Genomic DNA, 12,957 nt, shown 5'->3' with positions numbered 1-12,957 from the left:
ATTACGCACGCTCTCGGCCATCCATTTCCAGGAACAGTCATCGATGGAACATCGTGAAGCGCTGCTGGCGCTGCGAACCTTTCTTTCAACGCAGATTCTCGGCCAGGAAAAACTCATCGAGCGCTTGCTCATCGCCCTGCTCGCCGACGGCCATATGCTGGTCGAGGGCGCTCCCGGTCTGGCCAAGACCAAAGCGATCAAAGAACTCGCCGAGGGCATCGAAGCCCAGTTCCATCGAATTCAGTTCACCCCCGACCTGCTGCCGGCCGACATCACCGGCACCGAAATCTACCGTCCGGAAACCGGCAGTTTCGTCTTCCAGCAAGGGCCGATCTTCCATAACCTGGTGCTGGCCGACGAAATCAACCGCGCGCCGGCCAAGGTGCAATCGGCCTTGCTCGAAGCGATGGCCGAGCGTCAGGTCAGCGTCGGGCGCAGCACTTATGAGCTGTCGCCGCTGTTTCTGGTGATGGCCACGCAGAACCCGATCGAACAGGAAGGCACCTATCCGTTGCCGGAAGCCCAGCTCGACCGCTTCTTGATGCACGTGAAAATCGGCTTCCCCGACGCCGCTGTCGAAAGGCGCATCCTCCAGCAGGCCCGTGGCGAGGCGTTGAACGGCGAGACCAAGCCCGAGCGCCGGGTCAGCCAGCAGGCGATCTTCGCCGCGCGCAAGGAAATCCTTGGTTTGTACATGGCCGACGCCGTGGAGGAATACCTGGTGCAACTGGTCATGGCCACGCGCAACCCGGCCAAGTTCGACCCGGAAATGGCCGAGTGGATCGCCTATGGCGCCAGTCCGCGCGGTTCGATCGCCCTCGATCGCTGCGCCCGCGCTCATGCCTGGCTGGCCGGTCGCGATTTCGTCAGCCCGGAAGACATTCAGGCCGTGCTGTTCGACGTGTTGCGCCATCGCATCATTCTGTCGTTCGAAGCCGAAGCCGCTGGCATCGATCAGGATCGCGTGGTGCAGCGGATTCTCGACGTCGTCGCCGTCGCTTGACCCTCATGAACGCCGCCCTGCCCTCCGAACCCGGTATCCGCATCAGCCTCGCCGAGCTGATCGAAATGCGTCACCGCGTGCGCGAGGTACAGTTGTTTTCCACGCCGAGTCAGCGCAGCCCGCTGATCGGCCTGCATCACTCGAAATTCCGTGGCCGTGGCGTCGACTTCGACCAAGTGCGGGTGTATCAGGCCGGTGACGACGTGCGCACCATCGACTGGCGCGTCACTGCGCGCACGCAGGAGCCGCACACCAAGCTGTTCCATGAAGAACGCGAGCGGCCGATTTTTATCATGGTCGAGCAAAGCACGCGGCTGTTTTTCGGTTCGGGGCTGATGTTCAAGTCGGTGCTGGCGGCGCAGGTCGCGGCGTTGATCGGCTGGGCCGCACTGGGGCACAACGATCGCGTCGGCGGGCTGGTGTTCGGCGACAACGAGCACTACGAAATCAAGCCTCGCCGGAGCAAGCAGAGCCTGCTGCAATTGCTCAACCGGCTGGTCAAGGTCAATCAGTCGCTGCACAGCGAGCGCGAGCCGGATCGCGATGCCTTCGGCGTGGCCCTTCGCCGCGCGCGGGAAGTGCTGCGCCCGGGCAGTCTGGCCATCGTCATTTGCGACGAACGCGCGTTGTCCGACAGCGCCGAGCAGCAGTTGAGTCTGCTGGCGCGGCATTGTGATCTGCTGATGTTGCCGCTGTCCGATCCGCTCGATCACGCTTTGCCCGCTGCCGGCCTGCTGCGCTTCGCCGAGCGTGGCGCGCAACTGGAGATCGACACGCTGAATTCCGACCTGCGCCAGACCTACCGCGCCCAGGCCGAAGCGCGCATCGCCCGTTGGGAGCTGCTCGCGCAAAAGCTGCGGGTGTTGCTGATGCCGTTGAGCACGCAGAGCGAAATGGTCGAGCAGATGCGCGAGTTCCTGAACCCGCAGCGTCCGGGGAAAGGTCGATGAACGGCCTCGAACAACTGCAGCCGCTGATCTCGCCGCCGCCGATCGCCTTCTGGCCACCGGCGCCGGGCTGGTGGCTGCTGCTTCTGCTGTTGCCGCTGCTGGGTTTTGCCGTGTGGAAGCTGCGCCGCTTCATTCCGATGAAGAAACGCCCGGTGGTGCGCGCCGAGCAGCCGCTGGATCCGGTGCGCATCGCCGCGCTCGCCGAACTGGCGCAAATGCCCAAACCCTACGACGGTGCACCCGCCGGCGCCTGGCTGCAACAACTCAACGGCCTGCTCAAACGCCTGTGCCGCAACCACTATCCGTACAGCCAGAGCCACACCCTCAACGGGCGCAAATGGCTGGCCTTCCTCGATAACCGCTGCCCCGCTGCCGGCCTGACGCGCTGGATGGTGCTGGTTGAAGGCGCGTACAAACCGGAATGCAAACTCGACGACAAAGCCATCGCCGGCCTGACCCAAGCGGTCGACACGTGGATTCGCAAACATGTTTGAGTTCGCCTGGCCTTGGATCTTTGTGCTGTTGCCGCTGCCGTGGCTGATGCGTCTGATCCTGCCGGTGGCCGACAGCGGCGAGCCGGCATTGAAAGTCAGTTTCCTCGCCGACCTCGAAGGCCTCGCCCGCCGCCGCGCGCGTGCGAACTTGCCGGCCTGGCGGCAGCAGGCGCCATTTATCTTGCTGTGGCTGATTCTGCTGACCGCCGCCGCGCGCCCGCAATGGCTCGACGAACCGCTGCCGATTGCCGCCAGTGGCCGTGATCTGCTGGTGGCGGTGGACGTGTCCGGTTCGATGGATTTTCCCGACATGCAATGGCAGGACGAAGAAGTCAGTCGTCTGTCGCTGGTGCAGCACTTGCTCGGCGATTTCCTCGAAAGCCGCGACGGCGATCGCGTCGGTCTGATCCTGTTCGGCAGCCAGGCCTACCTGCAAGCGCCGCTGACCTTCGATCGGCGCACCGTTCGCATCTGGCTCGACGAAGCGCGGATCGGCATCGCCGGCAAGAACACCGCGATCGGCGATGCCATCGGCCTGGCCCTGAAACGCCTGCGCCTGCGCCCGGCGCAAAGTCGCGTGCTGATTCTGGTCACCGACGGCGCCAACAACGGCGGCGAAATCAATCCGCTGACGGCCGCAAAACTCGCCGCCAGCGAGGGCGTCAGAATCTATCCGATCGGCATCGGCGCCAATCCCGAGGACAGCGGCTCGACCGGCCTGCTCGGGGTCAATCCGAGCCTTGATCTGGACGAACCGGCGCTCAAGGCCATCGCCGAAATCACCGGCGGCCAGTACTTCCGCGCCCACGACGGCTTGGAGCTGCAAGCGATCAAGGACACCCTCGATCAGCTCGAACCGGTGACCCAGCAACCGACTCAGGCACGTCCGGCGCAAGCCTTGTATCACTGGCCGCTGGCATTGGCGCTGTGGTTGAGTCTGTTGCTGGTCGTCCGCGAACTGTGGCCGGATAACCCGCTGCAACGCCTGTTCAGCAAGCAACTGTATTTGCAAAGTCCGCTGCCGGACTGGCGTCAGCGCTTGCAGCGTTTGCGCCTGCGGAGGCGCCGATGATCGCGCTCTGGCCGCACTGGTTCCGCCCTTGGTGGCTGCTGCTGTTGCCGCTGCTCGGCTGGCTGCTCTGGCAACTCTGGCACCGACAGAAACGCGCCGGTCGCTGGCAGATGATTCTGCCGCCTGCATTTCACGCTGCGCTGCTCAGTGGCGGCAGCGGGCGCCAGAGCAAACTGCCGTGGGTCGCCCTTGGCGTGGCGTGGTTGCTGACCATTCTGGCCTTGCTTGGGCCGAGCTGGGAGCGCGTCGAACAGACCAGCCAGAAACCCGCCGACCCGCTGGTAGTCGTGCTCGAACTGACCCCGGAGATGCTCGCCACCGACTCGCCACCGACGCGTCTCGAACAGGCGCGGCGCAAGCTGTTCGACCTGTTGCAGGCGCGCAGCGATGCGCAGACCGCCATCGTCGTCTATGCCGGCAGCGCGCACACGCTGGTGCCGCTGTCGGATGATCTGGCCACCAGCCGCAACCTGCTCGACGCGCTGAAGCCGTCGCTGATGCCGGAAGCCGGCCACCGCGCCGATCTGGCCGTGGACAAGGCGCTGGCCTTGCTCAAGCAAGGTGCGCTGGGACAGGGGCGGATTCTGCTGATAGGTTCGTCGCTCAATGAAGAAGAACGGCGCGGTATCCGCCGCGCGCTGAATGGCGAGTCGACGCAACTGCTGATGCTCGGCATCGGCACCGCCGAAGGTGCGCCGATCGCCCAGGAGGACGGCAGTTTCCTCAAGGACGAGCAAGGCGCGATCCGCGTGCCGCAACTCGACAGTCCTGGTCTGGCGACATTCCTCAACAGCGTGGGCGGCGAGTATCACCCGGCGCGACTCGACGAGGCTGATCTTGGCGCTCTTGGTCTACTCAACGGCCCGCGCAGCCTGCGCGACGACGGCCAGACCGTGCGCCTCGATACGTGGGCCGATCAGGGTTACTGGCTGCTGTTGCCGCTGCTGTTGCTGGCGGCGTGTGCCGGGCGCCGTGGCTGGTTGTTCTGCCTGCCGCTGCTGTGGTGCCTGCCGCAACCGAGCTACGCTTTCGATTTCGAAGACTTGTGGCTGCGCCCCGACCAGCAAGGCTTGCACTTGCTCAAGCAGAAACGCCCGGCCGAAGCCGCGCAGCATTTTGACGATCATCAATGGCAAGGGGTGGCGTTGTACGAGGCCGGCGACTACAGTGGCGCCGCTCAGCGTTTTGCCGAGGGCAGCGATGCCCGCGCCCACTACAATCGTGGCAACGCCTTGGCAAAAAGTGGCGAGCTGGAAGCAGCAATCGACGCCTACGAACAGGCGCTGGAACTGCAACCGGATCTGCGTCCGGCGCAGACCAACAAGGCGCTGGTGGAAAACCTGCTGAAGCAGAAAAACGCCCCGCCGCCGCCCGAACCGGACAACCAGCCCAACGAACAAAGTCTGCCCGGCGATGAGCCCTCGCCCACTACCGCGCCACCTCCGGCGGTGAGCAGTGAAACCCAGAGCGAGGCGCAACCGGCCGAGTCGGCCAGCGAACCGCCGCCGACCGCCCCGCCGCTGCCCGGCCCCAATGAAATCCCCGGCAGCAACGAGGAAGAGGAAACCGACACGGTGCCGACCCTGCGCCCGAGTGAGAACAACCTCGAAGGCGAGCAGCGTCAGGCGCTCGAACAATGGCTGGGCAAGATCCCGGACGACCCGGGCGAACTGCTCAGGCGCAAATTCTGGTACGAACAGCAACAACATCAGGATCAGGAAAACAATCGATGACCCGCTTCACCGCTCTCTTGCTGCCCCTGCTGATCTGCACGACCACCGCTCAGGCGGCCGAGCTGACCGCCAGCGTGGATCGCAGTCGCCTGAACTCAGGCGAGACGGTCGAGCTCACCCTCGAAACTGACGACGTCACCCAGTTCGGCAAGCCCGATCTGTCGGCACTGGAAGCGCTGTTCGAAGTGCGCGGCACGCGCCAGGTCAACCAGCTCAACACCCTCAACGGCGACAACCGCGCGACCACACGCTGGATCATCACCCTGCTGCCGAAAGAGAACGGCAGCGTAGTGATTCCCCCGCTGCAACTGGGCGAAGCGCAGAGCCAGCCGATCACCGTGCAGGTGATCGCCAGCGATAACCGCGAAGACAACAACAGCCTTGATCCGGTGTTCATCGAAGCCAGCCTCGATCAGACCAGCGTTTACGTGCAGGCCCAGGCCATCCTGACTTTGCGCATCTACCACTCGGTTTCGCTGTACGACGACAGCAGCCTGAGCCCGCTGCAAATTGCCGATGCGCGCATCGAACAACTTGGCGACACGCGCACCTACGAGAAAGACATCAACGGTCTGCGCCACGGCGTGATCGAGATGCGCTACGCGATCTATCCGCAACACAGCGGCCTGCTGACCATCGCGCCGCAGACGTTCAGCGCCACGCTGGTCGATACCGCGCCATCAGCAGACGCCTCGGGGCCCAAGCCCGGCAAACTGATGCGCGTCAGCTCGGCGTCGATTCCGCTGACGGTCAAACCGAAACCGCTGACCTACCCGGTCGATGCGCCATGGTTGCCGGCGCGCAGCCTCAGCCTCAGCGAAAGCTGGAGCCCGGAACCGGATCACACCCAGGTCGGCGATTCCCTGACCCGCAGCCTGACCCTGAAAGTCGAAGGCCTCGCCAGCTCGCAACTGCCAGCCCTGCCCGCCACCGACGTCAACGGCCTGCGCCGCTACCCCGATCAACCGGTGCTGAGCAACCAGAGCAGCGACCGCGGCATCATCGGCAGCCGCGAAGAACGCGAAGCCCTGGTGCCAAGCCGCAGCGGCGCGATCGACCTGCCAACCGTCGACGTGGTCTGGTGGAACACCTTCGAAGACCACCTCGAACACAGCAGCCTGCCCGCGCGCACCCTGCAAGTGGCGAACAACCCCAGCCTGCAAATCGACACCCCGGCCGGCACCCTGCAACCGAGTACGCCCGACAACGACACCCTGTGGTGGTGGAAACTCAGCACCCTGATCCTCGCCTGCACCACCCTGCTCGGCTTCGGCCTCTGGTGGCGCGCCCGCTGGCAACCGGCAATCCACCGCGCCGCCCAGACCGGCCCGAGCCCGCGCACCCTGCTCGACGACATCAAACGCGCCAGCCAGGCCAACGACCCCCACGCCACCCGCCAGGCACTGGACGCCTGGGCGCGGCAGCAGCCGGAGACACTGGCAGACATGGCCGCGCGGTTTGTGCCGTTGTCGGATGCGCTGGATGGGTTGAATGGAGCGCTGTACAGCGAGACGGGACAGCACTGGCAGGGTGAGGATTTGTGGCGGGCGATCCGCACTATTCCCGCCGCCGAGCGCGTGCAGGATCCGGTGAGTGAGAGTGGATTGCCGCCGCTTTATCCGAAGTGAACAGCAAAAGATCGCAGCCTTTGGCACGCCCTACGGATTGTGTAGTGGGCTGCCGAAGGCTGCGATCTTTTGATCTCAAAGTCGGGGATCAATACTCGAATTTCGTTTTGACTTGTTCGCCTTCGCGGTAGGAGAGGACGAATGACTTCCATGGCTCGCCACGCTTGACTGCGCTGTCCTGTAATTCGCGGACCAGACGTAGAATTATCGCGCCGTTGATGTCTTCCTCGACGTTCCAGTCCTCGACACCATCTATCTCAACGCATAGCTCCGTCTCGATGTAGCCCTCCCCCAACTCCACGCCATAACGGAACGCGTCATAGCCATGGACGATGCCGGCTTCGACCACCTGAAAGATCTCTTGGACGATCTTTATATCTTCGGTAATCACTGTAAAACCTCCAGATTGCGACTGAAGCTGAGTTCCTCTGAGATGTCCAATCCATAAGCTATTTGTTTCCCGCGCTTCTCCTCATGCGCCGCCAACTTCTACATAGACAGCCTCAACGATGGCGTCGTCTTCTTCGAAATCAGGCACATAAAACCTTAAACCCACGCCAGTGGCACTGAAGCCTGAATCATTGAAAACCAGAACCTCTCCTCGCTTGGCCAAAAACTGTCGAACCACAAGCGCATTCTCACCGACCAGTTTTTGGTTGTCCCAAACAAGCTCACTCCATTTAAAAAACTCAACGCCAAAGACCCGGTAGCGCTCATCAAAGTAAACGTGCACGCCTAAATCATCGTAAGCGTCGGTCGGTACTGTCGAATCTTCGGCTTTGTAAAACGCCTCAAACCGACCACCCAGCGCCTTCCTTGATTCTTCTCGGGACATGCCAGCATGAATCAATCCCAGATCACCGCGACCTAAAAAACTAAATACCATTGTCATTTTTGCCGGGATCCCCTGAACCAAGAAAGATACGCAATTCCTTCCAAGATGGTCAGGCTTGCGCATTCTGCACCTATGGATAACTCGCTGGTGGTAGCCCTGATAATCAAATCCTTCTGGAATATCCGGCCAGACTGGCTTGCGCAGCAGTGCATCCAAATCGTCGAAAATATCCCTGAAAAAATTGGCGAGATCCATGAAGTCCGTTCGTGAATTCAGTAACGCGGCTTTCAACATGACATCATCTGTATTTTCTTTGGCGGATGCCGCTCTGGACATATTGTAGAAAGCGTTTGCTAGCCTTTCCGCTAACTCGTCTTCCCAGTTCAGCTTGTAATCAGCTTCCCAACTGTCACCATCAAAATTACCGGCTTTATCTTTAACCAACTGGATAATCAATTTCTTTACTGACTCGAAATCATTCATCTTTTAACTTTCTCTTGATCGGAGATCTTTTGGCTGCGCTAGACAAATGGAACACTTCTACTTATCAGATATAGCTCCCACTTAAGAGAACATCTACTTCAGCGTTACTTTCAGGATGGCGCTGTAGGTATTTATCACAAGCTAGCCGAAGGTATTCCATGCAAACCTCTTCACTGACAACAATTGTGTCTGCATCGCTAGAGGGACACCCATAAGAAAACTCCACTCCTTCGAAATGACCCTCTTCAAATGAGCTATTTACATCAGGGAAGTTACAGTATGCTCCATCAACACTGAACCCCCAACGCCTAACAATATAGCCGGCTGCCTCGATGAAACGGCCATCATCATACATCCTGTCAAAATACCCTTTGACAATCCAATAAGGGTCTGACTGGCGGTATGGCTGACCGAACAACTCCTTCATAACAACCTCACTTCATTGCCGGATCAAACACTGTCATTTCTTGAGTCTTCTGAATCGGAAACAATGTCCAACTCGTCCCACAGCATCGACAAGCCTATGCTTTCCATATAAGTCCCAAAATCCAGAAAAGGCGCAACGCCGATCGCCTCAACTGAAAACCAGGTAGCGTCGCACTCTGGGCACATGAATAACTCTTTCCCAGTGGCCTTGACATGGGCACAGACAATGTAATCCTGCTGACATCTTGGGCAGATGATCATCTCTGGCTCATGTTAGAGCACGACGCCGTTAAATGAATTTCGCGGCGCAGATTGATATATAAAGTGGTGATCAAGTCGTCGTCATCGTCAACGTAAAACCCCATACCCAACTCACCGACTTCAAATCCGTCATCGTCAATGACGGGATCAATACCGTGGCGACGAAACAAAGCCAACACGTCCGTGGATGTTTCGCCTACCAGCTTGTGGCCGTTCCAGGACACCGTGCTTCTTTCGAAAAACTCTACCCCTTTAACCATATCTCGCGCGTCGTAGTAGACATGAAGGTCGAGCTGAAAATAAGCATCCGTAGTATTCAAGGAGTCAGCTGTTTTCCAGAACACTTCGAAACCGGCTCCAAGAATGTCGCGCACTTGTCCTCTGGACAACTTGCCATTCAAAGGGCCGACCGCTCCGTACTCCGCAATTGAAAAGTCCATTTGAAGCCTCTTGCTGGCGAACAATCCAGTCCCCACTCTTACCCGAAAGCGTGTGGCGCGCTCTATCATAGTTCCTTAATATAGGAAGAAAAGTTTCCGCCACCTTGATCAATATGTAGTCGCCCGCATTTATTGCATCGATAAACAGTAGTAGCACCCGCACTTATCTGCTGATAGAACTCTTCCTCAGACAACCAACGGTCTGCCAAGGCAGCACCCAGCTCATCTATCTTTCGCTCGGCAACCATTGAAAACTCTAACTCGGACGTACCATGAGACAAATTGATAATCTGACCGCACACACAGGAAAATTTAGGCATTGTATTGGTGGCTCAACTCAAGAAATGTAAAAAGCTCGCCCACGGTCTTGAGGCGGGTACATTAAGAAAAAATCTTTTATCAGCGAGCGTTGGGAAGGGATCAATCATTGTTTCACTTGATAAAACGTAACCACCGGGCCGTAATTCTCATCCGAGTTCGACACCTCGACAGTGAATAATGTGTCCGGGAATTTCTCCTTCAACACCATTCGCCAGGCAAACCCGATCATCTCGCACAGCTGAAGAAATATTCTGGGCAATACACCATTTCCGTATTGGCCAAAAACATCATAAATCTTCACATAATTCATAAGCCGCTCAACCTCCGCCATGTCGCCAGCGGCCAGGTTCACGCAGCGCGCGAACGCTTCGTGTGAAAAATTCCGCTCGAGGAAGACGCCTCCCTCAGACACGATGAACGTGGGGAACAGCAACGTGGAAAACATCAATATCTGTTCCGGGTGGCATTGGTCGTTGATATACGAATGAATATCCAGGCCTTCCTGATTTGCCCATTGCTGCTTCCACGCGTCATAGGGTTCAGTGTCGATGACGAAGGGTAAAGAGTTGATCAGATGCATTGCATGGGCTCCAGACACGATTTTCCGCCGCGGATGACCTCGGGGGGACAGACCTCTGTTTATCAGAACTTGTTTTGTCCCTGGTTCTGCTCCATTACCCGCACGATCCAGCGAGATACTGGGATTGGCAACGACGATGCCATCGGACTGCGCTCATAGTGGCTGCAAGACCATGATGTTTGCCAGCAGGAACGTCTGTCCGCGGTTGGGCATGCCAATGAACTGATGAGTTCGCCCACAGGAGCAGGAGACTGGTGCGCGAGGAATACGAACGACGAACGTCCATGTAGAAGATCCTGTAACGGGCAATAATCGATCTGATCAGGTGCCATGCTCGGCCGGACAGCGGCGCGGATGAGCGCAAAGAGTCGCTGGCGTCTCTGCACTAGCGCATCAGCCGGCATGATATTAGGTGGCCACTATTTTGGCGTCAATCAATCGATGGGTTGAACAATCGGTTTCGATGAGCGGTACAGCTCGTATCCTCGGGCAATGCGCCTGTTAAAGGCTCTGTTTGCCCTGCGTCGGTTTGCGAGCGCGGGTAGGCCTTCAGCGTTACTCACGATTCATCCGAAGTAACCTCTGTAAGATTTCGGACGATCCCTTGTAGGTTTCATCCCGAGTGTTCGATTCCTACGCAAAACACAGAAAGATCTGACTGCTGTCGTTTTCCAGATACACGCACATTTCTCTGTCACAAATAGACACAGGGAAATGTGCTCAATGATGCACCCCGCCAACCTTGCGGCAGCCGCCGCGTCCAAAGCCCCGATCATCGGCCCCGCCGCCTGCCCCTTGCGCAACACCCACGTGCAACTGCTGCCCCTCGCGTACGGCCTGGTGGAAAAAACCTTCGACCCCAGCAGCGAACTCACGCTGCCGTACACCCTGAGCACGCGTCCCATGGGCATTCGCCGCCTGCGCGATGGCTGGCTGTACATCGTCGACAGTCTCAGCGGTGAGCTATACGAATACCGCGTGCTTGAAGGCGTGATCAGCGCATTGCTGCATCGCGGCAAAAGCGTCAGCGAGGAGCAGCGCAGCGCCATCGAGGAACGTCCGGCTTTGATCTTCTCGCGCAAAAGCACCCTTTACGTGACCTTTGCCGACGTGCAGTTGAGCGCGGCGAAGTGCCGACAGGTGCTGGACAGCGCGGAGGAACGCGAGCACTTCATGCAGGCGGTCGATCTTGGCCCGGTGCATTGTCTGATCGGCGGCGAGCATCTGCTCACCGTGGCCCAGGCCAAACAGTGGCTGGCGGAAGTGGCCTGCACAGCGAAACCGCTGGCCGAGGCGGACGCCACGCGGATGCCGGCGGTGCAGGTCAGCGACGCGCCGGAGCACGAGCGTGAGCCCTATCTGTGGGAAAACCCGCGACGTTTTCGCGAGGCGCATATCGGCGAATTTCTCGGGCGGGTGCGCGGACCATATCAGGACGACACGCTGTTTCTGCTGGTCAACGACGACCTCGGCGTGATGCGCGATCTGGCCGATTATCAGGACCTGGTAGTCGGCTGGATCGAGCAGTGGAGCAACACCGACAACAACGAGCGCGACTATCTGCTGGCCAGTTACATCGAGTCGCTGAGCCAGTTGGGCGCTCAGGATTTCGACACCCTGGCCAAGGCCAGCGACGATCCGCGCGCCCAGGCATTGTTCGCTGAACTGGAGCAATTGCCCGAGCCGGATCGGGAAAATACCCGGCAGGCGCTGCTCGACTATTTGAACAAGGGTGGTGAGGTTGTCCCGACCGATACCCAGGCTCGACCTGAACTGCAGCAACAGCGCGAAAAGGCTTTGGACGAGTCATTGGCGCTGAACCGCTTCGACGGCGTTGCCCCGGATTTCACCGCGCACGCTCGCGTCACCGCCGAGGCGGATCGACGCTTTTACACCCGTGAATATTTTCTCGAAGTGGCCCCGGCCGATTTCGTCGAGCGTCATCTGAGCACACTGGTCGAGCTCGGCAAGGATCAGAACAGGCGCATGAAAGACGTGCTCGACGGCCCGTTGCTCAGCGGCAAACGCGGCATCAATGACCTGATCGACCGTCCGGCCATGGACGAGGTGCTGAACAGTCATCGCGACAACCTCGGACGCTGGAATCGCCTGCTCGAACGCATCACCGCCGACCGCGCGCAACTGCTGTGCGCCGGGCGTTTCCATCGCTCGGCGTGGTATTTCGACGGCCAAGTGCAGATCGATCAGGCGCTCGCCAGCGAATACGCTTGCCTCAAGGACATCGGCCGTAGCGACGCGGCCAATGAGCAAATGCTCGGTTACCTCGAACAACACCCGCAACTGACCCGCCCGCTGTTTTACACCTTGCCGCTGCGCTTGCAGACCGAACAGGCCGGGCAATATTCAACGCTGTTCAACGCCGGCATGGCGATGTTCAACAACCTGCCGGACTGGCTGGCCAAATTGCAGAGCATCGAGCAGCCGCAGCTGCCGGCCCTCGACGATCTGCCCGCACACAGCCGCGTCCTCGCCGATGCCGTGCAGGACACCTACAGCCCGGCGCTGAACCTCGGCCTGAGCCGGGCGCTGGAAGGTTTTGATCTTGCCGGCGAGAAAATCCCCGACCTCGACGAACTGTTCCAGCGCTTGCCCAAAGCCCTGCGCCTGCGCGTCTTCGACGCCGCGCGAACCAGCGGCGTGACCTTCACCGTGTCCACCCCGGCGGAACAAGCGGCGCTGCAAGCCACGATCAAGGAAGTGCTGCGCGAAC

12 protein-coding genes are annotated in these 12,957 nt (G+C 59.6%); 7 read left to right on the top strand and 5 right to left on the bottom strand.

What is annotated here, in order from left to right:
- The first annotated feature begins 43 nt into the window (after nt 1-43).
- The 6 genes from D8U70_RS25210 to D8U70_RS25185 are packed head-to-tail and all read left to right on the top strand — an operon-like array spanning nt 44 to nt 6,880.
- The gene (locus D8U70_RS25210) at nt 44-1,003 is read left to right on the top strand and encodes a MoxR family ATPase (RefSeq protein ID WP_007913915.1); all 960 of its coding nucleotides are present in this window, start codon (nt 44-46) and stop codon (nt 1,001-1,003) included.
- Nucleotides 1,004-1,008: 5 nt separating this feature from the next.
- Entirely contained in the window at nt 1,009-1,953 is a 945-nt protein-coding gene (locus D8U70_RS25205; protein ID WP_130930010.1) for a DUF58 domain-containing protein, read from the top strand.
- Nucleotides 1,950-2,447, top strand: coding sequence for a DUF4381 domain-containing protein (locus D8U70_RS25200; protein ID WP_042606790.1), 498 nt, complete (start codon nt 1,950-1,952; stop codon nt 2,445-2,447). The genes D8U70_RS25205 and D8U70_RS25200 overlap by 4 nt, the downstream gene beginning before the upstream one ends.
- Nucleotides 2,440-3,519: a VWA domain-containing protein gene (locus D8U70_RS25195; protein WP_130930009.1), complete on the top strand. Its 1,080-nt coding sequence runs from the start codon at nt 2,440-2,442 to the stop codon at nt 3,517-3,519. Before D8U70_RS25200 ends, D8U70_RS25195 begins: the two co-directional genes overlap by 8 nt.
- Nucleotides 3,516-5,252 carry a tetratricopeptide repeat protein gene (locus D8U70_RS25190; protein ID WP_122506747.1) on the top strand — a complete coding sequence of 579 codons (1,737 nt, stop codon included), beginning with the start codon at nt 3,516-3,518 and terminating at the stop codon, nt 5,250-5,252. Before D8U70_RS25195 ends, D8U70_RS25190 begins: the two co-directional genes overlap by 4 nt.
- Nucleotides 5,249-6,880 (top strand): BatD family protein, encoded by a 1,632-nt coding sequence (locus tag D8U70_RS25185; protein ID WP_122691214.1) that lies wholly within the window; start codon nt 5,249-5,251, stop codon nt 6,878-6,880. The genes D8U70_RS25190 and D8U70_RS25185 overlap by 4 nt, the downstream gene beginning before the upstream one ends.
- 88 nt (nt 6,881-6,968) lie before the next feature.
- Here the strand turns inward: D8U70_RS25185 and D8U70_RS25180 are convergent, their stop codons facing one another.
- From D8U70_RS25180 to D8U70_RS25150, 5 genes are all read right to left on the bottom strand, one after another.
- The gene (locus tag D8U70_RS25180; protein WP_130930008.1) at nt 6,969-7,271 is read right to left on the bottom strand and encodes a hypothetical protein; all 303 of its coding nucleotides are present in this window, start codon (nt 7,269-7,271) and stop codon (nt 6,969-6,971) included.
- An 81-nt stretch (nt 7,272-7,352) separates the two neighbouring features.
- On the bottom strand, nt 7,353-8,198 hold the full coding sequence (locus D8U70_RS27830; protein ID WP_177433996.1) for a hypothetical protein: 846 nt from the start codon (nt 8,196-8,198) through the stop codon (nt 7,353-7,355).
- Nucleotides 8,199-8,262: 64 nt separating this feature from the next.
- Entirely contained in the window at nt 8,263-8,625 is a 363-nt protein-coding gene (gene cdiI, locus D8U70_RS25170) for a ribonuclease toxin immunity protein CdiI (protein WP_071172684.1), read from the bottom strand.
- Between the two features lie 256 nt (nt 8,626-8,881).
- Entirely contained in the window at nt 8,882-9,325 is a 444-nt protein-coding gene (locus D8U70_RS25160) for a hypothetical protein (protein WP_130930007.1), read from the bottom strand.
- A 424-nt stretch (nt 9,326-9,749) separates the two neighbouring features.
- Entirely contained in the window at nt 9,750-10,226 is a 477-nt protein-coding gene (locus D8U70_RS25150) for a hypothetical protein (RefSeq protein ID WP_122746075.1), read from the bottom strand.
- Nucleotides 10,227-10,949: 723 nt separating this feature from the next.
- Here D8U70_RS25150 and D8U70_RS25145 point away from each other — a divergent pair.
- On the top strand, nt 10,950-12,957 hold a 2,008-nt coding region (locus D8U70_RS25145; protein ID WP_347238407.1), incomplete at its 3' end, for a toxin VasX.

The sequence above is a fragment of the Pseudomonas sp. Sample_20 genome (genome assembly GCF_004307585.1).
Taxonomy (GTDB): Bacteria; Pseudomonadota; Gammaproteobacteria; order Pseudomonadales; family Pseudomonadaceae; genus Aquipseudomonas; species Aquipseudomonas atacamensis.
This window is presented reverse-complemented; position numbering and strand designations above follow the sequence as displayed.

What these genes read in the sequence shown, in the direction of transcription:
- D8U70_RS25210 (WP_007913915.1), top strand. Translation starts at nt 44, where the DNA reads ATGGAACATCGTGAAGCGCTGCTGGCGCTGCGAACCTTTCTTTCAACG.
- D8U70_RS25205 (WP_130930010.1), top strand. Translation starts at nt 1,009, where the DNA reads ATGAACGCCGCCCTGCCCTCCGAACCCGGTATCCGCATCAGCCTCGCC.
- D8U70_RS25200 (WP_042606790.1), top strand. Translation starts at nt 1,950, where the DNA reads ATGAACGGCCTCGAACAACTGCAGCCGCTGATCTCGCCGCCGCCGATC.
- D8U70_RS25195 (WP_130930009.1), top strand. Translation starts at nt 2,440, where the DNA reads ATGTTTGAGTTCGCCTGGCCTTGGATCTTTGTGCTGTTGCCGCTGCCG.
- D8U70_RS25190 (WP_122506747.1), top strand. Translation starts at nt 3,516, where the DNA reads ATGATCGCGCTCTGGCCGCACTGGTTCCGCCCTTGGTGGCTGCTGCTG.
- D8U70_RS25185 (WP_122691214.1), top strand. Translation starts at nt 5,249, where the DNA reads ATGACCCGCTTCACCGCTCTCTTGCTGCCCCTGCTGATCTGCACGACC.
- D8U70_RS27830 (WP_177433996.1), bottom strand. Translation starts at nt 8,198, where the DNA reads ATGAATGATTTCGAGTCAGTAAAGAAATTGATTATCCAGTTGGTTAAA.
- cdiI (WP_071172684.1), bottom strand. Translation starts at nt 8,625, where the DNA reads ATGAAGGAGTTGTTCGGTCAGCCATACCGCCAGTCAGACCCTTATTGG.
- D8U70_RS25160 (WP_130930007.1), bottom strand. Translation starts at nt 9,325, where the DNA reads ATGGACTTTTCAATTGCGGAGTACGGAGCGGTCGGCCCTTTGAATGGC.
- D8U70_RS25150 (WP_122746075.1), bottom strand. Translation starts at nt 10,226, where the DNA reads ATGCATCTGATCAACTCTTTACCCTTCGTCATCGACACTGAACCCTAT.